The 19,411-nt window shown below is 71.3% G+C and carries 19 protein-coding genes and 1 pseudogene; 13 read left to right on the top strand and 7 right to left on the bottom strand.

Annotation, left to right across the window (positions count from 1 at the left end; all coding sequences use genetic code 11):
• Nucleotides 1-31: 31 nt before the first annotated feature.
• From pcaB to ABGB17_RS29325, 3 genes are all read right to left on the bottom strand, one after another.
• Nucleotides 32-1,201 carry a 3-carboxy-cis,cis-muconate cycloisomerase gene (pcaB, locus tag ABGB17_RS29335; protein ID WP_347635272.1) on the bottom strand — a complete coding sequence of 390 codons (1,170 nt, stop codon included), beginning with the start codon at nucleotides 1,199-1,201 and terminating at the stop codon, nucleotides 32-34.
• A gap of 268 nt (nucleotides 1,202-1,469) precedes the next feature.
• Nucleotides 1,470-2,360, bottom strand: a complete 891-nt coding sequence (locus tag ABGB17_RS29330; RefSeq protein WP_347635270.1) for an aminoglycoside phosphotransferase family protein — start codon at nucleotides 2,358-2,360, stop codon at nucleotides 1,470-1,472.
• A 5-nt stretch (nucleotides 2,361-2,365) separates the two neighbouring features.
• Nucleotides 2,366-3,814, bottom strand: a complete 1,449-nt coding sequence (locus tag ABGB17_RS29325) for a helix-turn-helix transcriptional regulator (protein WP_347635268.1) — start codon at nucleotides 3,812-3,814, stop codon at nucleotides 2,366-2,368.
• Between the two features lie 293 nt (nucleotides 3,815-4,107).
• Between ABGB17_RS29325 and ABGB17_RS29320 the strand changes: the two genes are divergently transcribed.
• The 7 genes and pseudogenes from ABGB17_RS29320 (at nucleotide 4,108) to ABGB17_RS29290 (ending at nucleotide 11,625) form a co-directional block, all read left to right on the top strand.
• Nucleotides 4,108-4,407 (top strand): hypothetical protein, encoded by a 300-nt coding sequence (locus ABGB17_RS29320; RefSeq protein ID WP_347635266.1) that lies wholly within the window; start codon nucleotides 4,108-4,110, stop codon nucleotides 4,405-4,407.
• A gap of 113 nt (nucleotides 4,408-4,520) precedes the next feature.
• The gene (locus tag ABGB17_RS29315; protein ID WP_347635264.1) at nucleotides 4,521-5,711 is read left to right on the top strand and encodes a hypothetical protein; all 1,191 of its coding nucleotides are present in this window, start codon (nucleotides 4,521-4,523) and stop codon (nucleotides 5,709-5,711) included.
• Between the two features lie 149 nt (nucleotides 5,712-5,860).
• Nucleotides 5,861-6,880: a TerC family protein gene (locus ABGB17_RS29310; RefSeq protein WP_347635262.1), complete on the top strand. Its 1,020-nt coding sequence runs from the start codon at nucleotides 5,861-5,863 to the stop codon at nucleotides 6,878-6,880.
• An 85-nt stretch (nucleotides 6,881-6,965) separates the two neighbouring features.
• Complete coding sequence (locus ABGB17_RS29305; protein WP_347635260.1) at nucleotides 6,966-7,529, top strand: Pycsar system effector family protein; 564 nt, start codon at nucleotides 6,966-6,968, stop codon at nucleotides 7,527-7,529.
• A 128-nt stretch (nucleotides 7,530-7,657) separates the two neighbouring features.
• A pseudogene (locus tag ABGB17_RS29300) lies at nucleotides 7,658-7,861 on the top strand (hypothetical protein); the annotation flags it as partial.
• 578 nt (nucleotides 7,862-8,439) lie between these two features.
• On the top strand, nucleotides 8,440-9,414 hold the full coding sequence (locus ABGB17_RS29295; protein WP_347635258.1) for an alpha/beta hydrolase family protein: 975 nt from the start codon (nucleotides 8,440-8,442) through the stop codon (nucleotides 9,412-9,414).
• Nucleotides 9,415-9,735: 321 nt separating this feature from the next.
• Entirely contained in the window at nucleotides 9,736-11,625 is a 1,890-nt protein-coding gene (locus tag ABGB17_RS29290) for an adenylyl cyclase (RefSeq protein ID WP_347635256.1), read from the top strand.
• A gap of 91 nt (nucleotides 11,626-11,716) precedes the next feature.
• On the opposite strand, the gene ABGB17_RS29285 is transcribed toward ABGB17_RS29290, so the two are convergent.
• Nucleotides 11,717-12,328: a class I SAM-dependent methyltransferase gene (locus ABGB17_RS29285; RefSeq protein WP_347635254.1), complete on the bottom strand. Its 612-nt coding sequence runs from the start codon at nucleotides 12,326-12,328 to the stop codon at nucleotides 11,717-11,719.
• 110 nt (nucleotides 12,329-12,438) lie between these two features.
• The gene (locus tag ABGB17_RS29280) at nucleotides 12,439-13,545 is read right to left on the bottom strand and encodes a glycosyltransferase family 4 protein (RefSeq protein WP_347635252.1); all 1,107 of its coding nucleotides are present in this window, start codon (nucleotides 13,543-13,545) and stop codon (nucleotides 12,439-12,441) included.
• A gap of 111 nt (nucleotides 13,546-13,656) precedes the next feature.
• Here ABGB17_RS29280 and ABGB17_RS29275 point away from each other — a divergent pair, with 111 nt between their 5' ends.
• From ABGB17_RS29275 to ABGB17_RS29260, 4 genes are all read left to right on the top strand, one after another.
• Complete coding sequence (locus tag ABGB17_RS29275; RefSeq protein ID WP_347635250.1) at nucleotides 13,657-14,481, top strand: PIG-L family deacetylase; 825 nt, start codon at nucleotides 13,657-13,659, stop codon at nucleotides 14,479-14,481.
• Nucleotides 14,482-14,770: 289 nt separating this feature from the next.
• Nucleotides 14,771-15,115 carry a PadR family transcriptional regulator gene (locus tag ABGB17_RS29270; protein WP_347635248.1) on the top strand — a complete coding sequence of 115 codons (345 nt, stop codon included), beginning with the start codon at nucleotides 14,771-14,773 and terminating at the stop codon, nucleotides 15,113-15,115.
• On the top strand, nucleotides 15,112-16,071 hold the full coding sequence (locus ABGB17_RS29265; protein WP_347635246.1) for a hypothetical protein: 960 nt from the start codon (nucleotides 15,112-15,114) through the stop codon (nucleotides 16,069-16,071). Before ABGB17_RS29270 ends, ABGB17_RS29265 begins: the two co-directional genes overlap by 4 nt.
• A 117-nt stretch (nucleotides 16,072-16,188) precedes the next feature.
• Nucleotides 16,189-17,460 carry an ATP-binding protein gene (locus ABGB17_RS29260; protein ID WP_347635244.1) on the top strand — a complete coding sequence of 424 codons (1,272 nt, stop codon included), beginning with the start codon at nucleotides 16,189-16,191 and terminating at the stop codon, nucleotides 17,458-17,460.
• A 51-nt stretch (nucleotides 17,461-17,511) separates the two neighbouring features.
• Here ABGB17_RS29260 and ABGB17_RS29255 read toward each other — a convergent pair whose 3' ends face one another.
• The gene (locus tag ABGB17_RS29255) at nucleotides 17,512-17,706 is read right to left on the bottom strand and encodes a DUF397 domain-containing protein (RefSeq protein ID WP_347635242.1); all 195 of its coding nucleotides are present in this window, start codon (nucleotides 17,704-17,706) and stop codon (nucleotides 17,512-17,514) included.
• A complete protein-coding gene (locus ABGB17_RS29250) occupies nucleotides 17,703-18,542 on the bottom strand; it encodes a helix-turn-helix transcriptional regulator (protein ID WP_347635240.1) in 840 nt (279 codons plus the stop codon). The genes ABGB17_RS29255 and ABGB17_RS29250 overlap by 4 nt, the downstream gene beginning before the upstream one ends.
• A 252-nt stretch (nucleotides 18,543-18,794) precedes the next feature.
• Here ABGB17_RS29250 and ABGB17_RS29245 point away from each other — a divergent pair, with 252 nt between their 5' ends.
• Both ABGB17_RS29245 and ABGB17_RS29240 read left to right on the top strand, forming a co-directional pair.
• Nucleotides 18,795-18,941 (top strand): hypothetical protein, encoded by a 147-nt coding sequence (locus ABGB17_RS29245; protein ID WP_347635238.1) that lies wholly within the window; start codon nucleotides 18,795-18,797, stop codon nucleotides 18,939-18,941.
• The gene (locus ABGB17_RS29240; RefSeq protein ID WP_347635236.1) at nucleotides 18,938-19,339 is read left to right on the top strand and encodes an ATP-binding protein; all 402 of its coding nucleotides are present in this window, start codon (nucleotides 18,938-18,940) and stop codon (nucleotides 19,337-19,339) included. Before ABGB17_RS29245 ends, ABGB17_RS29240 begins: the two co-directional genes overlap by 4 nt.
• The last annotated feature ends 72 nt before the right edge of the window (nucleotides 19,340-19,411 follow it).

Here is a 19,411-nt window from a genome sequence, read left to right as displayed (position 1 = left end):
TCGGGATAACGGCCGGTCGCCGCCCCGGCTCTCAGGCGGGGCTCGCCCGGTACTCTTCCAGCGCGCGGGCCACCAGGTCGCCGGACGCGCCGAGCCCGCCCGCCAACGCGCCGGTGATCTCCAGGTTGGCGCGCATGCGTTCCGCCGACACCCTCAGCCCAGCGGTCAGCTCGGCGGCCGTCTCGGCGGCGCCGCCCGTGAGGCGGAGGCATTCGCGCAGCGGCATCCATTCGGCGTGCCAGGCGCCGGTGGGGCGTTCGTGGGCGGAGATCAGTGATGTGTGGAGGATCTGGGACAGGGCGGGCACCTGGGCGGCGGCCGAGGTGATGAGGACGGACAGGACGGGGTTGCGCTTGTGGGGCATCGCCGACGAGGCACCCCGGCCCGGGGCCGGGGGTTCCTCCAGTTCTGCCACCTCGTCCTGGGTCATGAGGGCGACGTCGGCGGCGATCTTCCCGAGTGCGCCGGTGGTGGTGGCCAGGGCGGCGCCCAGGGCGGCCATGGGGGTGCGGCGGGTGTGCCAGGGGGCCGGGGGCTTCTCCAGGGACAGTTCCTCGGCGTAGGCCGATATGAGGTCCACCGGTCCCAGCCCTTCGAGGGTGCCCGCGGCGCCGCCCAACTGGACGGGAGGGCTGGTGCGGCGCAGCATGTCGCGGGCGTCCAGGGTGAGGAGCAGCCAGTTCGCCGCTTTCAGGCCGAAGGTGATGGGGACGGCGTGTTTGCCGAGGGTGCGGCCTGGGAGGGGGGTGGTTCTGTGGTCGGCGGCGATCGTGGCGAGGGCGTCGAGGGTCCGTCCGAGGTCGGTCAGGATGACGCCTCGGGCTCTGGCGGCGGTCAGCATCAGTGCCGTGTCCACGATGTCCTGGCTTGTCGCTCCGTGGTGCAGGTAGGTGGCGGCTTCTCCCCCGGCCTTGCGGAGATCGGCCAGCAGGGGGACCACGGGGTTTCCCGCGCCTCGTGCCCGTCGCGCCAGGTCCGCGACGTCGATTCGCGCTGTGGCGCACAGCCGGGTGACCGTCTCTCCCGTCCCCTCCGGCACCAGCCCCAGCCGTTCCTGTGCCCGTGCCAGCGCCGCCTCCGCGTCCAGCATCGCCCGCAGGAAGGCCCGTTCCGTGGTGACGGCCTCGACGGCCGTTCCCGCGCGCACCGGTGAGAACAACCCGGCGTCCTGGCCGGGTGGGTGCGGTGGCTCGGTGTGCACGGGGACTACCTCGCGGCGTCACGAGACGAACACCGGGTGAACCCGGCGACGGGGCCTACATTGTGCCTGATCTGCGCCGCCCGACGCAGCAGGCGGGCCACCGTACGGCGGCGCCGGATTCGCCGGACCGCGTCCCGCCGACGCGGCGCCGGTGGTGTGGTGTTCGCGAGGGTGGTGTGGTGCGGCGAGGGCCTGTGGACGGGGCGGGTTCCGCAGGTGAGTCAGGTGGGCGGGTGAGTCAGGCGGGTTCCGCGGGTGGGCAGGTGAGTCAGGCGGGTTCGGCGAGGTACCAGCGGGCGCGGCCGTCGCCTCGGGTCAGGCTGTCGAGGCGGCGGGGGAGTTCCTTGCGGGAGAAGGGGTCGCGGGCGGCGTTGCGGATGTGGATGCCCACGGCGTACATGTCGCGGATCTCCATCAGGGTGGGGTAACCGCCCCAGTGCCTCAGGTCGCTGCCGTAGGCGCCGGCGAAGTCGTCGACGTCGGCCTCGGTCAGGCCGAAGCGGCGCTGGCCGTGGTAGGTGTGGACGAGGTCCCATTCGCGGGGGCCCACCGCCACACCGTCCCAGTCGCAGAGGACGGCGTGGCCGTCCTGGCAGCGCAGCAGGTTGTCGATCCAGGCGTCGCCGTGCAGCAGGACGTGGGGGCCGGAGGAGTCCAGGGAGCCCCAGCGGCTGGTCAGCTCGGCGATGCGGTCACGCAGCCAGGCACGCTGGCCGGGGGTCAGCACCTCCTTGCGGCGCTCCACCGAGTCGCGGACCTCGGCCAGGGGGTCGGCGAGGCGCTTCAGGGCGAACGGGGGCACGGGGAGCATGTGCAGGTCGCGCAGGATGTCGCCGAGCTGCGTGGTGGTGGGGCGGCCGCTGGCGGGGACGTAGTGCCAGAACGTGACGACGCGGCCGTCGTACACCAGCGGCTGGTCGCACAGCTCGTCGGCGGGGCGCACGGCGGGGAAGCCCTGGTCGGCCAGCCAGCGCGCCACGGCGAGCACGACGGGCAGTCGGGTCAGGGCGTCGGGCGCGGTGGCGATGCGCACGACGATCTCGTCACGGAGCTTGAACACCGCGTTGCTGCGCACCCGCAGCAACTGGGCGTCCGTCGCGTCGAGGCCGACGCTCTCGCACACTTCCCGCAGGATCGTGGCGGCCTCGTCCGCCAGCATGCTGTTCAACGGTCCACCGCGAGCTGCGGGCCGGCTTCCGCGACCAGGTCGTGCAGATGGCGCGCGGCCGGGATGCGCCGCTGGTTCGGCGGCACGCTGGACAGCAGGGCGCGGGCGCGGTTCACCACGATGGACGTGCGGTGCTCGGGCGGCACCTGCACCAGCGCCTGCTCGGCGAGCCGGCACGCCTCGTCGTAGCCGCCCTCGCGTGCGACGTGCGCCGCCTGGTCGAGCAGCACCAGCGCGGGGTCGATGGTGTAGGGGCTGGCGGACCGGGAGATCCATTCCTGCACCTGCCCGGTCTCGCCGAGCTCGATGAGCGTGCCCATGCGGTAGAACTGCAGCCGCCGCTCGGAGAACCGGAACGCCAGGTGGTCGTCCTCGGGCGGCATGCGGGAGAAGATGCGCTCGGCCTCGGCCAGCGCCACCCGGGCCGCCTGGTGCTCGCCCATGCGCGCGAGGGCCCGCGCCTCGGCGGCGGCGCCGAGCGCGGCGGGGGAACTTGGAGCGCTCCCGGCGAGCATGCGGGCCTCACGCGCCAGCCGGACGGTCTCGGTGAGGTCGCCGTAGTGGTACGGCAGCATGGCTTCCTGGGCCCGCACCAGGGCCCGCAGCCGCACCTCGCCGACGTCGTCGGAGGCGGTGCGCGCGGTGCCGTACCAGGCGTGGGCCTGCCGGGTGTCGCCGAGCTTCATCAGCGCGTCGGCGGACAGCAGCGCCAGCATGGTGGTGGCGTTGAGCAGGCGGCGCTGGCTGAGGGCCGGCTGGCGCACCGAGACGAGGCGCCGCACGTCCGCGATCTCCAGCATGAGCCGGTACAGCATGGGCAGCGGCGCGCTCTTGATGTACTCGCGGCGGTAGCGCAGCACCTGCTCGTCCAGCCGGTCGAGCTGGTCCTCGTTGACGGAGCCGGTGGCGAGGGTGCGGTCCATGTCCTGCCGGGTGCGTTCCACCTCGGCCAGCATGCGCCCGTTGAGGGGGATGCCGGAGCTGAGCAGCGCGTGGTGGAACAGGGCGCGGCGCTCGGCCTCGTCCTCGGGGTCGGAGGAGGCGGAGCCGGGGACGGCGGGGGGTGAGGACACGGCCACGGCGCGGGCCTGCGGCGGCGCGTCCTGCGCGGTGCGGGTGGGGGCGACGATCACGACGTTGCCCGCGTCGCCGTCGTCGGAGAAGTCGGCGGCGAGACCGAGGCGCACGGCGTTGGCGGAGTACAGCCGGGCGATCTGGTCGATGGTCTGCGGCCGGGGGCGGGCCCGGTTGTTCTCCCAGGCGTTGAGGAGGTCGATGCTGGCCCGCGGCAGCCCGAGCGAGTGCGTCTCGCACAGGCGCTCGAGCTCCTCGATGGCTTGACGGGCCGACCATCCGCGGGCGAGTCTGTGAGCCTTGAGGAGGCTCACTCCGCAGCAACTGTTGATGGCTTGTGCGGTCTGCCACAACGACCACTGCCGGGACACGGCCTGTTCCCGCCAGCGTCGTGCGCACGCCGGAGAATGTTCTCCTCGGGCCATCTCTGCCCTCCGCCACTGGTGTGTTCGGCCTTACGGATGTTTCCCCGATGTTAACCAGTCGGCACCTAATGGCCCAGAGCGTTATGGGACTGATGCTTTGCCATTCGCGTCCGTTCCACGTAAACCCCAGGTCCAACCCTCGGTATTCCACTTATCAGTGGATTTGCTCGGATTGCCGCTAGACGCACACAGGTTCAGTGTTGTCCCGACCGGTCCCCCTGTCCCCGCTGGAGACCACGATGAAGACCGCAGATTCGAGGACCCAGACGGCCGAAGCCATCGACCACCTGGAGCGTCTCGCCGCGCAGCTGGAAGCCCACGCGTTCCAGGTGCGACTCACGGCGCGCACCGGCTTGTATCCCCGCCTCCGGGTGATCAACCCCATGGCGCCGGCCGTGACCGAGGACGTGCTGGCGGCCAACGCGGCCGACGGCGAGTGGTGGTTCTGGTTGTCCTGGGCCGGCCGCATCGGCCACGCCTCCGACATCGTGACGGCCGCGGAGCGTATCGCGAGTGTGCTTCACGTCATCCGGCGCTAGAGGACCGGCGCCCAGCGGACCCGTACGGCTCGCGCCCTCGTGCCCCGGCGCGAGCCGTACGTATGTCCGTGCAGGTGGCGGCGTGGCGGCGCCACCTGCCACCATGGCGTGCCATGAGGACGCGCCTGCCGATCGCCGCGGCCTGCCTGGCCGTGGCCGCGGCCTGCGGCGCCCCGGGCACACCGCCGGCCGTGCCGCCGCTCACCCCCGGGTCCGGAGCGACGGCCACACCCGCGCCGGTCCCCACCGGGGAGACGGCCGCCTCCCCCGAGTGGCGGCTCGTGCCGGGCGCGCGGGCCCGGCCGAGCTCGGCGCTGCTCGACGTCGCCGCGACCGGGCCGGACGACGCGTGGGCCGTCGGGTACGAGCGGGCCGCCGAGGACGACGAGGGCGGCCCGATGCTCCAGCACTGGGACGGCAAGCGGTGGACGCGGGTGAAGCCCGGCCCTGACGTGGTGCGCCTGGTGGGCGTGGACGCGCGCGACCCCCGCGACGCCTGGGTGGTCGGCCACGGCAGGTACGGCTACGCGGCCCGCTGGGACGGTGCCCGCTGGACCGCCTACCAGCCGTTCGGCGTCGCGGCGGAGCACGTCCTGACCGGCGTGGCGGTCACCCGGGACGTCACGTGGCTGACCGCGCTCACCGCCGCCCGGGGGCAGGTCGTCGCGTGGGACGGCCGGCGGTTCCGCCTCGCCTTCCAGGCCGACGGGCATTTCCGCGCGGTGACCGCGACCGCCGGGCACGTGTGGGCGGTCGGCGGGGACGCCGCGCTGTCCGGCCGCGAGCCGGGCTCCCCGATGGTGTGGCACGGCAGGGCCGAGCCTGGCGGCACGTACTCCTGGCAGCGTGGCCGCACACCGGACATCCCGGGCGGGGTGCTCCAGGCCGTCTGGGCGGTGTCGCCGACGGAGGTGTGGGCCGTCGGCTCGGTGAGCGGCCAGGACGGCGGCCAGAGGACCCCGCTGGTGCTGCGCTCGGACGGCGAGGCGTGGTGGCGGGTGCCCGTCCCGGTGGCGGCGGGCGAGCTCGCCGGCGTCACGGCGCTCGCCGCCGACGACGTCTGGATCAGCGGCGTGGACGCCGCCCACTCCGGCCAGGTGCTCTTCCTGCGCTTCGACGGCGGCGCGTGGACCGCCTCGTACGGCCCGCTGCTGCGCCGCGAGCGCGAGGGCCAGCAGTACCCGCAGTCGGACGACGTGGGCAGGGCCGCCATCGCGCCCGTGCCCGGCACCTCACGCCTGTGGGTCGCGGGCGCGGTGGGCTGGGGCGACGAGGAGGACGACTTCTTCCTGCGCCGCGGCTGAAGCTCCCCCGTTCAGCCCCGCCGCCGTCACGGAGAGTGGCCAATCCCACGCTGTTTTGGAGGAATGCGTGTCTTGTGACCGGGTAAGGACCGGCACCCGGTCCGCCGCGCGGAGCGACGGCACACGCCGCCCCGACGAAAGGCCCGCAAATGATCCATTCACCATGGGGGTGGCTCACCGTCACCGGGATCGTGGTGACGCTGCTCGCGCTCGACTTCGTCGTCGCCGCCCGCCGCCCGCACGCCGTCCACCTGCGCGAGGCCACGCTGTGGAGCGTCTTCTACATCGCCGTGGCGCTCGCCTTCGGTGCCGCCCTGTGGCTGCTGGAGGGCGGCGGCGTCGCGACCGAGTACTTCGCCGGGTGGGTGGTGGAGAAAAGCCTCTCGGTGGACAACCTCTTCGTCTTCGTCATCATCATGGCGAAGTTCTCGGTGCCCCCCGAGCACCAGCAGAAGGCGCTGCTGTTCGGCATCGCCGCCGCGCTGGTGCTGCGCGCCGCGCTGATCCTCGTCGGCGCCGCCGCGGTGAGCGTCTTCTCCCCGACGTTCCTGCTGTTCGGCCTCCTGCTGCTGTGGACGGCCGTGCAGCTCATCCGCCACCGCAACGACGACCCCGACGTCGAGGGCACCTGGGTGATGCGCTGGGCCCGCAAGCGGCTTCCCGTCACCGAGAACCTGCACAACGGCAAGCTGCTGGTGAAGGAGAACGGCGAGCGGGTGGCCACGCCGCTGTTCCTGGTCTTCGTGGCCATCGGCGGCACGGATCTGCTGTTCGCGCTGGACTCCATCCCGGCGATCTTCGGCATCACCCGCGAGCCGCTCATCGTGTTCGCCGCCAACGCGTTCGCGCTGCTCGGGCTGCGTGCGCTGTACTTCCTCATCGAGGGCCTGCTGGAACGGCTCGTGTACCTGTCGATCGGCCTGTCGGTCATCCTGGCGTTCATCGGGGTCAAGCTGGTGCTGGCCTTCCTGCACCAGGACGTGTCGAAGTCGGTCCCGGAGATCCCGACGCCGGTGTCGCTCGGCGTGATCCTGCTGGTGCTGGCCGGCACGGTCGTGGCGAGCCTGATACGGGTGCGCAAGCACCCCGAGGAGCGTGCGCACGCGGGCCGCATCGGACGGGGACGCAAGCAGGAGCGGTCCGAGGGCGACGAGGCGGCGCGACGGTGAATGCGTAATTGTCAGTGGATCACCCGCGGCGCGGGTGTCATCCTCACGCCACGACCTCGTACGACGCAGGGAGTGGATACGAAGCGTGCTACGTCATCTGGGCAAGGTCCTCGGCTCGTCCCGTCCCCCGTGTCCTGAGGCGGAGGCCGTCGCGTACGCCGCGCGACTGCTGTCCGACGCCCGCGAGGAGATCAACAAGGCGGACGGCAAGGCGCAGGTGCTGCTCGGCATCGTCGGGATCGCCATCGGCGCCGTCGCGGGCGGCCTGGCGGCGGGCGGCTGGTCGCCGTTCCAGCTCTCGGACGCGGTGGAGTGGCTGTGGTGGACCGGTGTGGCACTGGCGCTGGCCTCGCTGGCATGCCTGGCCGGCGCGGTGTACCCGCGGCTCGGCACGGACCGGACGCGGAAGGAGGAGGTCGTCGAGTACTTCGGGGACGTCGTGCGGTACGACAGCGGTGAGGCGCTGGCCGCCGCGCTGATGTCGGTGTCCGGGCGGGACCTGCGGCGCATCTCCGGGCAGGTGCGGCGGGTCAGCCAGATCGTGAGCCGCAAGTACCTGCTGATCCGGTGGGGGTTCTGGTTGTTGTCGGCGGCGATCTTCTCGACGGCGGCGGCGGTGGTGCTCGACCTGGTGGCGCGGGGGGTCTGATCGCTTGTACTTGGCCGTGGCGACCGCCTCTGCCCGTGCCCGCTCCGGGGCTGCGGCTTCGGGCGAGAGGAGCCAGGCGGCCTGCCAGGTGGTGAGGCGGATGGTCTCCACATCGATGGGCCGCCGACGCGGGGCACCGGGTCGGCCACGCGGTCGTGCACGTCCACGGCGGAATGGGCTTCGCCGAGGAATACTTCGTCCACCGCTACTTCCTGCACGCCAAACAACTCGAATTCACTCTCGGCGGCGCCACGGAACAAGCCCTCCGCCTCGGCACGATGATCGCCGGAGACCCTGCCCCAGTTCTACCCGAGCCGCTAACCGAGGTGTGAGATTGCAACAAAGCATGACTTTGTTGGAAACATGAGGTTTTTACGCTGCGGATATGCCGACCCGCCGCAACATACCAGGTAGGGGCACCCCCACCCGACCCCCAGCCCGCCGTCGGAGGGTGCCCACTAGGGGTTACCACCCTCATCAAGATCGAACAAACTGGGGTCGCGAACGTCTGCGATAGGTCGGTAAAGGGTAAACAGGAGGTGAGGCCGGGTCCACCCAACCTCGGCTCGCCGCGCCGTCCGACGACCCGATCGCCGACGAGGAACGAGGGAAGCGTGCACCCGTACCAAAGGAGCAGGCCATGAAGCGGATCCTCATCACCCAGCGCCCCAAGCCCCCGACCTCCCCCGCCCCTCTGGACCTCCGCACCCCCACGGGCCGGGTCCTCCCTTTTTGACCTTCTGTCCCACCCCTCTCCCTGGGGACTTCCTGTACTCGATGCCGATCACGCGCCTGTGACCGAGCCGCCCGCGTGAGGCGGCCCGGACGGAGACGGATCAGGGTACGGTCAGGGCCCGCACCGGGGCGGCGCCCGATGCCGTGACCACCGGCGGCGGCCCACGATGTGCCCATGATCTCGATGAGACGCATGGTGCGGCCGCGGGCCTTGTCGGCCCTCGCCGCCGCCCTGATCGCACTGTCCACCACAGCCATGCTCACCCCCGCGCAGGCCGCGGCCGCCGCGCCGCCCCAGGCGCGTGTCGTCGCGGAGGAGCGGACAAGCCCCCGGATCGTCGACCTGACCGTCGACTCCCCCGCGCTCGCCCGTACGGCGAAGGTGCGGCTGCTCACCCCGGACGGCTGGGAGCGCCGCGGCCCGCGTGACCGCTGGCCGGTCCTCTACCTGCTGCACGGCCTCGGCGACTCGCACGAGGCGTGGACGAAGGACAGCGACGTCGAACGGCTCCCCGAGTTGCGCGACGTCCTGGTCGTGATGCCCGACGCCGACGCCGGCTACTACACGGACTGGTGGAACGGCGGGGCGGCGTGGGAGACGTTCCACCTGAGCGAGGTGCGCGGCATCCTCGAACGCGGTTACGGCGCCGGGACGCGGCGGGTCGTCGCGGGCCTGTCCATGGGGGGATACGGCGCCCTGGTGTACGCCGCCCGCCACCCCGGCCTGTTCCGCGCCGCCGCCAGCTACAGCGGCCCCGTCCACCTGCTGCACCCCGAGCACGTCCGCCGGTGGCGGGAGGCGTTCGAGGTGGCCCCGGAGTACCGCGGCCTCTGGGGCGACCCCGTCGAGCAGCGCGCCAACTGGCGCAGCCACGACCCCTACGCCCTGGCCCACCGCCTGCGCCCCATCCCCGTCTTCCTGGCGGGCGGCGACGGCCGTCCCGGCCCTCTGGACGCGCCCGGTGAGCCGTTCGACGAGACCGAGGCGTTCCTCGACACGCTGAACCGCTCCCTCGCCGACCGCCTGGAGCGGGCCGGCGTCCGCCTGACCACCGACTTCTACGGCCCCGGCACCCACAGCCCGGCGTACTGGGAACGGGAACTCCACCGCTCCCTGCCCCTGCTCCTCACCGCGCTGCGGTCCTCCTGACCGGACGGCCCGCCGGACCGGAAGGCCCGGCGGGCCGTCCCGCGTGCCCGGCGCCACGGCACAGGCCGCGCCGGAAATCAAGGGGTGCCGGATCTAGCACAGGCAGTGGTTCACACGGTAGAAACATCCCAACCCATCCTTCACGACCTGATCGAAGCCCGGGGCGATGGGAGAGCGCTCTCTCGCTCTCGCCTCGTGGCGACCGGCTTGTCCCCCTGAGCAGCCAGTTCGACGGCGGCACCCCAGCGGCCCGGCACGCGAGAGCGATTACGCCGGATCGCCGCCCCGCCTCGGCTACCCCCCTCGAAAGGATGACCCAGGATGACGACCCAGCCTCCCGGTGACGAGGCCCTGTCGAGGCGGTCCCCGCGCCGTGCGCGTCCCGGCCGCGCCTTCACGCTCGGCATCGTGCTGATGAGCGCCGTCATGACGACCGGCACGGCCACGGCCGCCTCCCCCGAACCCCGCACTCCTGACCTCGGGGGCGACGTGACCGTCTTCGACCCGGGCATGCCGGTCGGCGAGATCCAGGCGGTCCTCGACGCGGCCCACGCCGCGCAGGTCGACGACGAGATGGGCACCGCGCGCCACGCCTACCTCTTCAAGCCGGGCACGTACGGCACGGCCGAGCAGCCGCTCCAGATCAAGGTCGGCTACTACACCGAGATCGCCGGTCTCGGCGCCTCCCCCGCCGACGTCGTCATCAACGGCAAGGTCGAGGTGTACAACCGCTGCCTGGCGGACGGCGGCACCGGCAACTGCCTCGCGCTCGTCAACTTCTGGCGCACCCTGTCGAACCTCTCGATCAACATCAACGCGGCCGGCCAGGACGGCTGCCGCGCGTCGGCGAACTTCTGGGCCGTCTCCCAGGCCGTGTCCATGCGCCGTCTCAACGTCGGCGGCGGCACGCTTTCGCTGATGGACTACTGCACCGCCGGCCCGCAGTACGCCAGCGGCGGCTTCATCGCCGACTCCAGGCTGCCTGCCGTCACCAACGGCTCGCAGCAGCAGTGGCTGACCCGCAACAGCGAGATCGGCGGCTGGTCCAACGCGGTGTGGAACCAGGTCTTCTCGGGCGTCGTCGGCGCCCCGGCCGACGCCACGTTCCCCGACCCGCCCTACACCACCCTCGCCACCACGCCCCTCAGCCGCGAGAAGCCGTACCTGTTCGTCGACTCGCGCGGCAGGTACAACGTGCGCGTGCCGAGCGCGCGGCGGAACACCAGCGGCGTCACCTGGGCGGACGGCATGACCCCCGGCCGTACGGTGCCGATCTCCGACTTCTTCGTCGCCAAGCCCTCGGACTCGGTCCAGACCATCAACAGCCAGCTCGCCCGCGGCAGGCACCTGCTGCTCACCCCCGGCGTGTACGACGTCGCGCGCAGCATCGAGGTCAAGCGCGCCGGCACGGTGGTCCTCGGCCTCGGGCACGCCACACTCACCGCCGTACGCGGCTCGACCCCGCTGGACGTCGCCGACGTCCCCGGCGTCGTCGTCGCCGGCGTCACCATCGACGCGGGCCTGGAGAAGTCGCCGGTCCTGCTCCGGATGGGCAGGAAGCAGAACGGCCACGGGCACCGGGGCACGGCGAACGACCCGGCCACCCTGTCCGACGTGTACTTCCGCGTCGGCGGCCCGCACGTCGGCAGGACCGAGATCGCGCTGGAGGTCAACAGCGACAACGTGCTCATCGACCACACCTGGGTGTGGCGCGGCGACCACGGCGTGGAGGGCTTCACCGACACCGAGCGCTGGAACACCAACACCGGCCGCTACGGCGCCGTCGTCAACGGCGACAACGTGACCGCGACGGGCCTGTTCGTCGAGCACTTCCAGCGCTACAACACCGTCTGGAACGGCGAGAACGGCACGACGATCCTCTACCAGAACGAGCTGCCGTACGACCCGCCGACCCAGGCGGACTGGATGAACGGCGACGTCGAGGGGTACGCCGGCTACAAGGTGGGCGACCGGGTGAAGAAGCACACCCTTTACGGCGGCGGCGTCTACGTCTTCAACCAGAACAACCCGTCCATCCACACCGAGAACGGCTTCGAGGTGCCCGACACCCCCGGCGTGAAGCTGCACCACATCATGACCGTCAACCTCAGCGCCGGCACCATCGACCACGTCGTCAACGGCGTCGGCGCCCCCGCCGACACCACCAGGATCGGTTCCCCGGTGTACATCACCGACTACCCGGCCCCCTGACCCGCGCCGCCGGGCCGTGGACCGAGGTCCGCGGCCCGGCCGGTCACCACCGTCCCGGACGGGCACGCCCCCGCCCGGACACGCGGGCACGTCAGCTCAGGGCGGCGAACCATCGTCCCGCCTCGTCCCAGTGGTCGGTGGACCGGAAGCCGCACCTCCGGGCGAGCGGGGCCACCCCGTCGGCCGGGACCGTGGCCCACGGGAACCAGTCGCCCGCGCGTCCGCCGTGCCGCAGCCGCACCCTGTGCACCCCGCCCGGCGACCCCGGCGGCGCGAGCTCGGCGATCACCGTGCCACCCGGCCGCACCAGCTCACGCAGCCGCAGCAGCAGGGCGGCAGGGTCGCCGCCGATCCCGATGTTGCCGTCCGCCAGCAGCGCCACGGCCCACCGGCCGGTGCCGGGCAACGGCCCGAAGACGCTCCCGCAGAGCGCGGGGCCTCCGGCCCGGCGGGTCAGGGCCACGGCCAGCGGGGAGATGTCGACACCGAGGACCGGGACGCCCCTGCGGGCCAGCGCCGCGGTCAACCGGCCCGGCCCCGACCCGACGTCCAGCGTCGGGCCCGCGCACCTGGCCAGCATTCCCTCGTCGCCCTCGATGGGCCGCGACCAGCGCTCCGCCGCCAGGGGCCGGATCTCGCCGCCGGCGTACTCGACGTCCACGTCCCGTCCGCACAGCGCGTGCTCGTAGAAAGCGCCGATCATGCGGCGTGGGGTTCCTCGATCATTTTGCGAACGCTACAGCGGAAAGCCCCTGCCACCTCTTACGGATCTGTGACGTCACGGGCCCGGCCGAGGGCCGTCGCACCCCGTGATCAGGCCTGGCCGGCGGCGACCTTGTACGAGTGGTCGAAGCCGGCGAGGACGTTCGGCCAGGCGCAGCGGGTGGGCTCGGTCTCGCGGTTGTTGGCGGCGATGGACTCACGCAGGGCCGGGTCTCGGGTCAGGCGGGTGACCGCCACGACGAGCTCGTGGAAGCTGCGGCCGAGGAGCCCCTCCTTGCCGGGGCGGACGAAGTCGGCGACGCCGCTCTGGGCACGGGCGACCACGGGGACGCCGGCGGCGCGGGCCTCCAGGGCGGCGATGCCGAAGGACTCTCGGGGGGCGGGGGCCACGAAGACGTCGGCGGACATGAGGAGGGAGCGGATCTGGTCGCGGGTGTAGCGGCCGGGGAGGGACACCCAGCCGTCCATGCCGTGGGAGCGGGCGAACCGTTCCATGGCGCCCCGGGCGGGACCGTCGCCCACCAGGGTGGCGCGCATGGGGATGGTGCGGGGGACGCGCAGGCGGGCCTCGTGCAGGAGTTTCAGTAAGCGGACCGGTTGTTTCCTCGGGGCCAGGCGGCCGACCGCGACGATGTGCACCTCGTCGCCGCGCGGCGGGGGGACCTCGCCGGGGCGGGGGCGCCAGGAGGACAGGTCGAGGCCGTTGGAGACCACGTCCACGGGGACGCGGGGGCCCGCCACGGCGCGTACGGGCCGGGCGGCGGCGCGGCTCACGGCGGTGGCGGCGAGGGACCAGCGGCTCCAGCCGAACATCGAGTCCAGGCCGCGGTACAGCGCGCGGGTCACCGGGTCCCACATGCTGTGCACGGTCACCACCACGGGCAGGCCCGCCCGGGACGCGGCCCGCACCCCCATCCAGGCGAACGGCGACACCGCGCCGGTGTGCACATGCACGACGTCCGGCCGCCGTGCCGTCATCAGGCGCAGCATGTGGCCCACACCGCGCGGGTGAACGGGCAGGTCGAAGGGCATGGGGGCGACGACACGATGGACACCCGGGATGGGCTCCCCCGGCGTGGCCGTGACCACCTCGACATCGTGGCCGGCCTCGCCCTGCGCCCGCACCAGATCGGCCACCTGGACCTCGATGCCGCCGAGGCGGGGCAGATAACAGTCGCTGACGTGGAGGATCCGCACCCCGCCAGCCTGTCAGAGCCCTCACCGCGCTTCAAACGCGATCACGAAAAAATCGGTCTCTACCAGGAGACCGCCGCCTCCTGCCCGAAGGACACGTGGGATCATTGGGCGATGGCACGCACCGCGGTGTTCTTCCACGCCCATCCCGACGACGAGGCCCTGCTGACGGCCGGGACCATGGCGATGCTCGCGGCCGAGGGCCACCGCGTGGTGCTCGTCGTCGCCACCGCCGGCGAACGCGGCCTGGCCGACCTGCCCCACGGCGAGGAACTGGCCGAGGCCCGCACCGCCGAGCTGTACGCCTCGGCCGCCGTCCTCGGCGTCGCCCGCGTCGTCCTGCTCGGCTACGGCGACTCTGGCCTCACCGAGAGCGGCGACGGCGGCACCGACCGCCCCGACAACGCCTTCATCGACGCCGACATCGAGGAGGCCGCCCACCGCCTCGCCACCGTACTGAAGGACGAGAACGCCGACCTCCTGACCATCTACGACCCCGCCGGCGGCTACGGCCACCCCGACCACGTCCAGGTCCACCGGGTGGGCAGCCGGGCCGCGGTGATCGCCGGGACCCCCATCCTCCTGGAGGCCACCGTCAACCGCGACCCTCTGCTGAAGGCGCTACGCCTGGCCCAGAAGGTCCACCGTTTCCCCCCCGAGTTCGACATGCGCTCCTTCGAGCTCGCCTACTCCCCCGGCGACGCCATCACCCACCGCGTCAACGTCCGCAAATACACCCGGCAGAAGCGCGCCAGCATGTCCGCCCACGCCACCCAGGCCAGCGGCGGCGACTCGGAACGCACCCTGGGCGTGATGCTCCGCACCCCCGGCCCCCTGTACCGCCTCGTCTTCGGCACCGAGTGGTACGTCCGCCGCGACCTCCCCCCCGGCACCCGCCTCAAGCACCCCTTCGCCCCCGCCCCTGGCGACCCCGCCTAACCCTCCGGCTCCTCCGACGGCTCGAAGGCCCGCACCCCCAGCACCCACGGGCGCAGAGGAAGTCGTTCCACCGCCGATACGAACTGAGCACGACGAACTCGTCCGGCGGGCCGGTACGAGGCACTCATCGTCCGCGCTCAGTCGCCGGTCAGCTCACCGGCCCTCTCCAGCACCTCGACCACCGCCCGGTGCTGCACCGTCCACAACCGCACACCGCCAATGGTGCCCGCCGAAGACATCGCCCCGCCGCATGTTGCCATGCTGTGTGCCACACAGTACTGTGCGGCACATGGGAGAACGGGACGGGGTGTTCGAGAAGCTCGAACTGGAGCTGCGCAGAGGGGTCATCGTCCTCGCGGCACTCTCCCAGTTGCACACGTTCCGGTACGGCTACGAACTGCGCCAATCGCTGCTGGACAAGGGAATGGCGATCGAGGAGGGCACGCTGTACCCGCTGCTGCGGCGGCTGGAGGCGCAGGGGGTGCTGACCAGCGAGTGGCGGACCGGCGACGGCCCACCGCGCCGCTACTACGCGCTCAGCGACGAGGGGCGGCGGCTGTACGAGCGGCTCGCCAAGAGCTGGCGGGGGCTGAACGACACCATGAGCATTCTTCTGGACGGGGAATCCACATGAACGCCAACGAACTCATCGAGAGCTACATCTCGGACGTCGCCCGGCTGTTACCGAGGACGCAACGCGCCGACGTGGCACGGGAACTGCGCACCCTGCTCCACGACGAGCTCTCCGACCGGGCCGCCGAGGCGGGGCACGACCCCGACGAGCGCACGGCCCACGACATGCTCATCGCGTTCGGCAGACCGGCCGAGGTCGCCGCGCGCTACCGCCCCGCCCACCCCATCATCGATCCCGCCGACACCCGCCGCTTCCTGCGCGTCACCGTGATCGGCATGGCCGTCATCTGGCTGCTCGGCCTCCTCGACGTCCTGCGCCGCCACCCGGCCGGTTCACTGGACGACGCCCTCATCGTCCTGCAGAGCTGGTGGCTCGGCGTCGCGATCCCGTCCCTGTGGTGGCCCGGCGTCGTGCTCCTCTTCTTCGCCCTCGCCGCCTGGACCCGCCGCCGCCGCCCGTCCCGCGCCACCTGGAAACCAAGACCCGCCGACCGCGACCACATCAACCGCCCCGCCCGCACCGCCGCCCTGATCTTCTTCGTCTGCGGCACCCTCGTCCTGCTCGACCCCCCAGCCGCCCTCGACCTGGTCACCGGCGGCCGCCTCCCCGTCAACCCCCTCACCTACGACGACGACTTCTACCACCACCGCGCCCCCTGGCTCCTGACCGCGATGGTCCTGCACCTGGCCCTGTTCGCCGTCCTGATCGTCCACGGCCGCTGGCGCCCCTCGACCCGCCGCATCGACATCGCGATGAACCTGGTGATCTGCGGCCTCCTGACCTGGATCCTGCTGGCAGGCGACATCTTCACCGCCCGCCCCGCCGACCAGATCACCAAGACCGTGATCGTCCTGATCGTGCTCACCGCCCTGGTGGACGTGGCGCAGAAACTCAGACGCGAACGGCGCCGGGTCTCCTACGCCACCCCCCTCCCCAGGCTTCGAGGCGGATCCTGAGCCGGCGAATCCACGACAGATGATGCGGCAGATCCGCCACGAACCTCTCGGCAGAACCGCCACGTCACCTTCGGCAGATCTGCCACGCAGATGGGCGGCCACGTCTAGTCTGACACCGTGGACGTGGACGAACTCGCACTCTTTCCTCGGCGGGCCCATGGCATGGCGCTTGAGGCACTGACCGACACCCGAGTAGTAGTGATCAACGGTGCCCGGCAGGTCGGCAAGAGCACCCTGGCGCAGGCGATCGCCCGGCGGACCGCGGGATCCCGGGAGATCTACCTGGACCAGGCGGCTGCACGCGCCGCGGCGCGGCAGGACCCGGACGGAGTCGTGCACCACGACGGGCTCCTCCTCATCGACGAGATCCAGCGCGTGCCCGACCTCCTCCTGTCCATCAAGCGCGAGGTGGACGCCGACCCACGCCCTGGACGCTTCCTCCTGACCGGGTCCGCGCGGTTGCTCGGGCTCCGCGACCTTCCGGACGCGCTTCCCGGGCGATCCGAAACGATCGAACTGTGGCCTCTTTCGCAGGGGGAGATCGAGCAGAGCGCCGATGGCTTCGTCGACGCCGCTTTCCGGAGTGGTCCGGACCTCAAGGTCCCTGCGTCCACTCTCCGGCGAGCCGATTATCTGGACCGCGCGCTGCGAGGCGGCTACCCGGAGGCGGTCCACCGGCCCACGCACCGGAGGAGAGCGCGCTTCTTCGAGTCCTACATCTCCGATCTGATCAACCGCGACGTGAGACAGGTGTCCGACATCGAACGCCCCACTGACATGCGGCGTCTGCTCAATGTCCTCGGTGGCCGCATGGGTGGCCTGGCGGTGATCGACAACATCAGCCGTGACCTGGGACTGCCCGGCAACACCGTGCGACGGTACATCGAGCTGCTCGACCTCGTGTATGTCGTCAGACGGATACCCGCATGGTCCTCCAACACGACCACACGTGCGATCGCGACGCCCAAACTCCTCGTCGTCGACTCCGGCCTGGGAGCTCATCTCGCCGGCCTCACCCCGTCGCGGGTCACCGACATAACGGCGCCGATCGGCCCGCTGATGGAGAACTTCGCCCTCGGCGAGCTGGCCCGCCAACTGACGTGGTCAGAGGAGCCGGTACGGCTTTACCACTACCGGGACCGGGATCAGGTGGAAGTGGACGGCATCCTGGAACGAGCCTCCGGCGAAGTCATCGGCATCGAGGTCAAGGCGACCGAGACCGTACGCGCCGACGACTTCAGAGGACTCCGCCACCTGTCCCGCAAACTCGGTGACCGCATGATCGCCGGTTTCGTCCTCTACGCGGGCCGGCAACAACTTCCCTTCGGCGAGAACATGCACGCGCTCCCCCTGTCCGCCCTGTGGGAGACCACCGCGGTCACCGGCTGAGGCCGAAGAGTCCCGGCCGTCCCGGCCCGAGCGCGTGGAAAGTCCTGCCCCTCAGGCCCAGCCGTCCTTCGTCCCGCGCAGGAACGCGCCCCACTCGGCCGGAGGGACGACCAGCGCGGGCCCGTCCGGGTTCTTGCTGTCCCGGACGGCGACGACACCCGGCAGGTTGGTGGCCACCTCGACACACTGTCCGCCGTCACCGCTGGATCGGGAGGACTTCCGCCACTTCGCGCCACTGAGATTCATTGCGTCATCACATCCTTGATGATGCCCAGCGAAAGATTCTTCGGGAGCGCCGCCGCTCGTACGGCGTGGTAGCGCCCCACCAACGCCGTTACGGTGCCGCGGTCGCCGACCGTGAGGCCGCGCGGTGTGCTTTCGATATATACGCTATACGCTACTCCGCGCAGTTCGGCAATCATGAAGGCGGTTTGCAGGCCGACGGCGGACCATGCGGCATAGGGGATGATTTGGATGGTCACTCGCGGATGGGCGGCCATCTCCAGAAGCCGTTCGAGTTGCGCGCGCATCAGGTTCACGTCACCCATAGGACGGCGGAGAGCTCCTTCGTCGATAAGACTCCAGACCATGGGAGCCCTCTCGCGTCCCAGCATGGCCTGACGCTGCATACGGTGCGCCACCCGTTGTTCTATCAGCTCGGGTGTGATCTCCGGTTCGTCCTCGAAGACCCGCCGGGCGTACGACTCAGTCTGGAAGAGGCCAGGGATCAAGAGGGGATCCCAGGTGAGCAGCGCTGAGGCCTGCGCCTCCATTTCCATGAAGTCGCGGAAGTGCTCGGGGGCCATCTCCCAGCGGGTCTGCTTCCACAGCTCGTGGAAGACGCCGTCCAGTTTGAACAGCTTGTCGCAGGCGTCGGCGAAACGGCGGTCGGGCTTGCGTCTGACGGTCTCCAGCATGCCGACCGCGCTCGTGGAGACGGTGAGCATATGGGCGAGTTGCCGTTGGGTCCAGCCAGCTTTCATGCGGTGCCTGCGGACCTCGTACGCGAAACGCGCCAGGGGGGATTCCTCGGGGTTGATCTCTATGGGATTCGGCATATCCGGGTTCTCCAGCGATCTCACGTGATCTCACGGAGCGGGGGCGGTCTCACGATTAGTGTGTGAAGACCGTGAACTGTTTCCAAAGTCAAAACTACCCGATGACCTGCACCCTTAGAGGGCGAATTCATCAGATGAAAGGCCACGGGTGGTCCCATGAAAGCGCGCGATCGGCAGGAAGAGCAATACATTCACCTTGTCCGATTGGCGTGGGATTTGCATAAACGCGGAATAAGCGGAGCGGTGGACCTCTCGCGGGGACAAGACCCTGTTCTCGTGCTTTATCGCATACCCGGAGCGCTCAAAGTGATGGCGTCCTGCCATGACGGCCGCTGGTACTTCACCTGGGGCCGGGGCCGCGACCAGCGGGCCCGGGCGCTGGCGGACGACGCGGCCGACCAGATCATGGAAGCCGCGCGATGAGGACCACAGGACTCCTCGGCACCGTCGACCTGCCGGGCGCCACGGCCTCGGTGCCGCTCGCCCGTGCGTACGTCCGGGGCGCCCTCCTGGCCTCGGGGCGACGGATGGCGGACGACGTCGAGCTGCTGACCGGCGAGCTCGTGGCGAACGCCGTGAACCACTCGGACTCCGGCCGCGTGCCGGGGGGCGTCGTGCGGGTCCGGCTGTTCGACGACGGCCGGACGGTGCGCGTGGAGGTGACGGACGCCGGGCCCGCCGTCCCCCTCCCCCCGGTCCCGCTCCAGGTGGACCCGCTCAGCGAGAACGGCCGCGGGCTCTGGCTCGTCCGGTCCCTCTCCTCGGACTGGGGGTGGGAGGCCGCCGGAGGGCTGACGGTCTGGTTCGAGTGGGTCCCGTGACGGCCGGGCCGGTACGGTTGCCCCCACCCGTGGGCGCGCGGGCCGGCGGCCGGCGAGCAGACTGGAGGGGTC

Origin of the sequence: Sphaerisporangium sp. B11E5 (assembly GCF_039871875.1) — a bacterium.
Taxonomy (GTDB): Bacteria; Actinomycetota; Actinomycetes; order Streptosporangiales; family Streptosporangiaceae; genus Sphaerisporangium.
This window is presented reverse-complemented; position numbering and strand designations above follow the sequence as displayed.

Bases quoted from the DNA above. Each gene is read 5' to 3' on its own strand.
- ABGB17_RS29330 (WP_347635270.1), bottom strand. From the start codon at position 2,360: ATGCTGGCGGACGAGGCCGCCACGATCCTGCGGGAAGTGTGCGAGAGC.
- ABGB17_RS29320 (WP_347635266.1), top strand. From the start codon at position 4,108: ATGAAGACCGCAGATTCGAGGACCCAGACGGCCGAAGCCATCGACCAC.
- ABGB17_RS29315 (WP_347635264.1), top strand. From the start codon at position 4,521: ATGAGGACGCGCCTGCCGATCGCCGCGGCCTGCCTGGCCGTGGCCGCG.
- ABGB17_RS29310 (WP_347635262.1), top strand. From the start codon at position 5,861: ATGATCCATTCACCATGGGGGTGGCTCACCGTCACCGGGATCGTGGTG.
- ABGB17_RS29295 (WP_347635258.1), top strand. From the start codon at position 8,440: ATGATCTCGATGAGACGCATGGTGCGGCCGCGGGCCTTGTCGGCCCTC.
- ABGB17_RS29290 (WP_347635256.1), top strand. From the start codon at position 9,736: ATGACGACCCAGCCTCCCGGTGACGAGGCCCTGTCGAGGCGGTCCCCG.
- ABGB17_RS29285 (WP_347635254.1), bottom strand. From the start codon at position 12,328: ATGATCGGCGCTTTCTACGAGCACGCGCTGTGCGGACGGGACGTGGAC.
- ABGB17_RS29275 (WP_347635250.1), top strand. From the start codon at position 13,657: ATGGCACGCACCGCGGTGTTCTTCCACGCCCATCCCGACGACGAGGCC.
- ABGB17_RS29270 (WP_347635248.1), top strand. From the start codon at position 14,771: ATGGGAGAACGGGACGGGGTGTTCGAGAAGCTCGAACTGGAGCTGCGC.
- ABGB17_RS29265 (WP_347635246.1), top strand. From the start codon at position 15,112: ATGAACGCCAACGAACTCATCGAGAGCTACATCTCGGACGTCGCCCGG.
- ABGB17_RS29255 (WP_347635242.1), bottom strand. From the start codon at position 17,706: ATGAATCTCAGTGGCGCGAAGTGGCGGAAGTCCTCCCGATCCAGCGGT.
- ABGB17_RS29240 (WP_347635236.1), top strand. From the start codon at position 18,938: ATGAGGACCACAGGACTCCTCGGCACCGTCGACCTGCCGGGCGCCACG.